This window comes from Amnimonas aquatica, from assembly GCF_002943415.1.
In the GTDB taxonomy this organism is placed as follows: domain Bacteria; phylum Pseudomonadota; class Gammaproteobacteria; order Pseudomonadales; family Moraxellaceae; genus Perlucidibaca; species Perlucidibaca aquatica_A.
This window is the reverse complement of the sequence record NZ_PTQZ01000182.1, coordinates 1-3,751: the sequence shown is the minus strand read 5'-3', so window position 1 is coordinate 3,751 and position 3,751 is coordinate 1. Positions and strand designations below refer to the sequence as shown.

4 protein-coding genes are annotated in these 3,751 nt (G+C 65.2%); 2 read left to right on the top strand and 2 right to left on the bottom strand.

The genetic code is table 11. The features are described from left to right. Positions 1-61: 61 nt before the first annotated feature. Entirely contained in the window at positions 62-421 is a 360-nt protein-coding gene (locus C5O18_RS07450) for a VOC family protein (RefSeq protein WP_105192825.1), read from the bottom strand. Positions 422-456: 35 nt separating this feature from the next. Then, positions 457-1,353 carry an HTH-type transcriptional activator IlvY gene (ilvY, locus tag C5O18_RS07445; protein ID WP_241146775.1) on the bottom strand — a complete coding sequence of 299 codons (897 nt, stop codon included), beginning with the start codon at positions 1,351-1,353 and terminating at the stop codon, positions 457-459. A gap of 200 nt (positions 1,354-1,553) precedes the next feature. On the opposite strand from ilvY, the gene ilvC reads away from it, so the two are divergent. Then, positions 1,554-2,570 carry a ketol-acid reductoisomerase gene (ilvC, locus tag C5O18_RS07440; RefSeq protein ID WP_105192823.1) on the top strand — a complete coding sequence of 339 codons (1,017 nt, stop codon included), beginning with the start codon at positions 1,554-1,556 and terminating at the stop codon, positions 2,568-2,570. A 212-nt stretch (positions 2,571-2,782) separates the two neighbouring features. Next, entirely contained in the window at positions 2,783-3,589 is an 807-nt protein-coding gene (pssA, locus tag C5O18_RS07435; protein WP_105192821.1) for a CDP-diacylglycerol--serine O-phosphatidyltransferase, read from the top strand. The last annotated feature ends 162 nt before the right edge of the window (positions 3,590-3,751 follow it).

Genomic DNA, 3,751 nt, shown 5'->3' with positions numbered 1-3,751 from the left:
CTATTTTCGGGGCAATGTCAGGGCCGGGTCTCTGCCGGGCGGCGGTAACCTGCAGCAAGCGCTAGGCCTCGGGTTCGGACCACACGGCCAGCTCATTGCCGCCTGGCTCGATAAACTGGAACCGGCGCCCGCCCGGAAAGGCGAAGATCGGCCTGATCACTTCGCCGCCGGCCATTTCGACCTTGCCAAGCGTGGCTTCCAGGTTTTCGCTGTAGAGAATCATGAGGGCGCTTCCGGTCTCGGTGCGAGCCGCTAACTCCGACCTGAAGAAACCGCCGTCCAGTCCCTGGTCGGAGAAAGCGGTGTAGTCCGGACCGTAGTCCTCGAAGACCCAGCCGAACGCCTGCTCAAAGAAGCGCTTTGTCTGCGCGATGTCGCGGGACGGATATTCGACGTAATTGATTTTCTCATGTGCCGGCATGTCTGCTCCTCTGGCATCTGGTCTGGTTGATCTCTTCAGCCCTCCGCCCGCCGCTCCCAGAATGCCCTTACCAGCGGCTCCTTCAGCCGCTTCTCCAGCGCGAACAGGCCGATGTCGTACGGCGCCAGCGGCGGCTCGATGTCATAGCTGCGGATGTGGCCGGCCAGCGGGCTGCTGTCGAGCACGATCTGCGGCACCACGCCGATGCCGAAGCCCAGGCTGACCATGCTGACGATGGCCTCGTTGCCGCTGACCTGCGCGTAGATGCGCGGCCGGATGCCGTGGCGACGCAACCAGCGCTCGATGCGGGTGCGCGCCAGGCCTTCCTCGGACAGGATCATGGGCACGTCGCGCCAGTTCTCCGGCGAGGGCTGGCGGACCTGCTCGTCGCTGAGTGCCAGCGTGTCCAGCGGGCCGATGAAACGCAGGTCCGAGCGGGCGATGGGCTGGAAGGCGATGCCGGCCGGCAGGCTGTCCGGCCGTGCGCCGATGGCGATGTCCTCGCGCGCCTCGCGCACGCGCTCGACCGCCTGCGCCGGGTCGCCGGTGTGCAGCTTGAGCTCGATGCGCGGGTGGTCATGGCGGAAGCGGCTGAGGATGTCGTAGAGGAAGCTGTAGCTGGCGGTCACCGAGCAGTACAGGCTGAGCTCGCCGCGCAGCGTGTCGCCATCCTGCCGCAGCTCCTGCTGCAGCGTGTCCCAGTCGCGCAGCACGCCGGCGGCGTATTCGCGGAAGCGCAGGCCCTCGCGCGTCAGCGTGACCGAGCGGTTGTCGCGCAGGAACAGCGGTGTGCCCAGGGTGTCCTCGAGCTGGCGGATGATGCGGCTCAGCGCCGACGGGCTGACGTGCTGCTCGCGGCTGGTGCGGCCGAAGTGCAGGCTGTCGGCGAGGGCGAGGAAGAGGCGCAGGCTGCGGGCGTCCATGTTCTTCATGCGGCACCTTGATGGGGTTGTGGCGGGTCCGTGATGTGTCGTGCGCGGGCGTGCGGCGCCCGGCGCGGAATTGTGCCGATATCAGGCATATTGCATTGCATATATATCATTTTACGCAATGCCGTGAATGTCGTAAGGTGCGCGTCCCGGACACCCTCGCGGGCGTCCACCCGACTTCACTCATCCCGAGGCAGAGCATCATGAAGGTTTACTACGACAAGGACACCGACCTTTCCATCATCCGTGGCAAGAAGGTCGCCATCATCGGTTACGGCTCGCAGGGCCACGCCCACGCCTGCAACCTGAAGGACTCCGGCGTCGACGTGACCGTCGGCCTGCGTGCCGGCTCCGCCACCGTCAAGAAGGCCGAGGCCCACGGCCTGAAGGTCACCGACGTGCAGACCGCCGTCGCCGGCGCCGACGTGGTCATGATCCTGACCCCGGACGAATTCCAGTCCAAGCTGTACAAGGACGAGATCGAGCCGAACATCAAGCAGGGCGCCACCCTGGCCTTCGCCCACGGCTTCGCCATCCACTACAACCAGGTCGTGCCGCGCAAGGACCTGGACGTGATCATGATCGCCCCGAAGGCCCCGGGCCACACCGTGCGCTCCGAGTTCGTCCGCGGCGGCGGCGTGCCCGACCTGATCGCGATCTTCCAGGATGCTTCCGGCAATGCCAAGCAGACCGCGCTGTCCTACGCTTCCGGCGTCGGCGGCGGCCGCACCGGCATCATCGAAACCACCTTCAAGGACGAGACCGAGACCGACCTGTTCGGCGAGCAGGCCGTGCTCTGCGGCGGCGCCGTCGAGCTGGTGAAGATGGGCTTCGAAACCCTGGTCGAGGCCGGCTACGAGCCGGAAATGGCCTACTTCGAGTGCCTGCACGAGCTGAAGCTGATCGTCGACCTGATGTTCGAAGGCGGCATCGCCAACATGAACTACTCGATCTCGAACAACGCCGAGTACGGCGAGTACGTGACCGGCCCGAAGGTCATCAACGAAGAGTCGCGCAAGGCCATGCGCCAGGCGCTGAAGAACATCCAGACCGGCGAGTACGCCAAGCAGTTCATCCTGGAAGGCCAGACCAACTACTCCTCCATGACCGCTGCCCGTCGCAACAACGCGGCACACGGCATCGAAGTCGTGGGCGCCCAGCTGCGCGCCATGATGCCGTGGATCCAGGCCAACAAGATCGTTGACCAGAGCAAGAACTGAGTCTCGGCCGGCCCTCGTGGCCGGCTTCGCTCGTTCCCGAAAAGCGCGGCCCCGGCCGCGCTTTTTCTTTGTCCGGCTGTTGCATCCGGCACGCTGGCGGGGAGGGCATTTTCCCTCCCGGGCCTGGCGCACATGGCTGACGGATGGCGCCGGCGACGGTGGCGCCGTCACCGGGCTCTGATTATGATGGCTCCGTCCAAAGGAGTCTTTACATGTCGCAAGTTCCGCAGAATCCGCACGATCAGGATGACCACAACGGCCTCACTTTCGAGGTGGTCGAGGATGAGCACCACGAGGGCGGTCGCCGTACCCGCCACCGCGGCATCTACCTGCTGCCCAACCTGTTCACCACGGCGGCGCTGGGGGCGGGCTTCTACGCCATCATCTCCGCCATGGCCGGGCGTTTCGAGGCGGCGGCCATCGCCATCTTCGTGGCGGCACTGTTCGATGGCATGGATGGTCGCATCGCCCGCATGACCAATACCCAGAGCGCTTTCGGCGCCGAGTACGACTCGCTGTCGGACATGGTGTCCTTCGGGGTGGCGCCGGCGCTGGTCATGTTCAGCTGGGCGCTGCAGTCGCTGGGCAAGTTCGGCTGGATCTGCGCCTTCCTGTACGCGGTGGCGGCGGCATTCCGCCTGGCGCGCTTCAATGTCCAGCTGGATGTGGTCGACAAGCGCTACTTCATCGGCCTCGCCAGCCCGCTGGCGGCATCCATCGTGGCCGCTTTCGTCTGGGTGGGGGTGGACAACCGCCTGCTCCAGGAGGTGCCGGGGCTGGCCATCGTCGCGGCGCTGGTGACCGTGGCCGCCGGTTTCCTCATGGTCAGCAACGTCAAGTACTACAGCTTCAAGGAGCTGGACCGCAGCCGCGTGCCCTTCGTGGTCATGCTGCCGGTGGTGCTGGTGTTCGGCATCGTCATGTACAACCTGCCCATCGGCATCCTGGCGGTTTCGGTGCTGTACGCGGTCGCCGGCCCTGTCGCGGCGCTGTGGAATCGCTGGCGCGGCGTGGCCTGAGGCCCTGAAAGCGCTGGTTTCGGGCAAAAAACAGGCAGTCGTTCAGGGATTTTGAAAATCCTGTTGACGTGCCGTCTGAGCCCCCTATAATGCGCCCCACACCGACGCGCTGAGCGCTTCGAAGCTGAAAAACCTGATGAAAATCAGCAAGTTGAGTAGGTA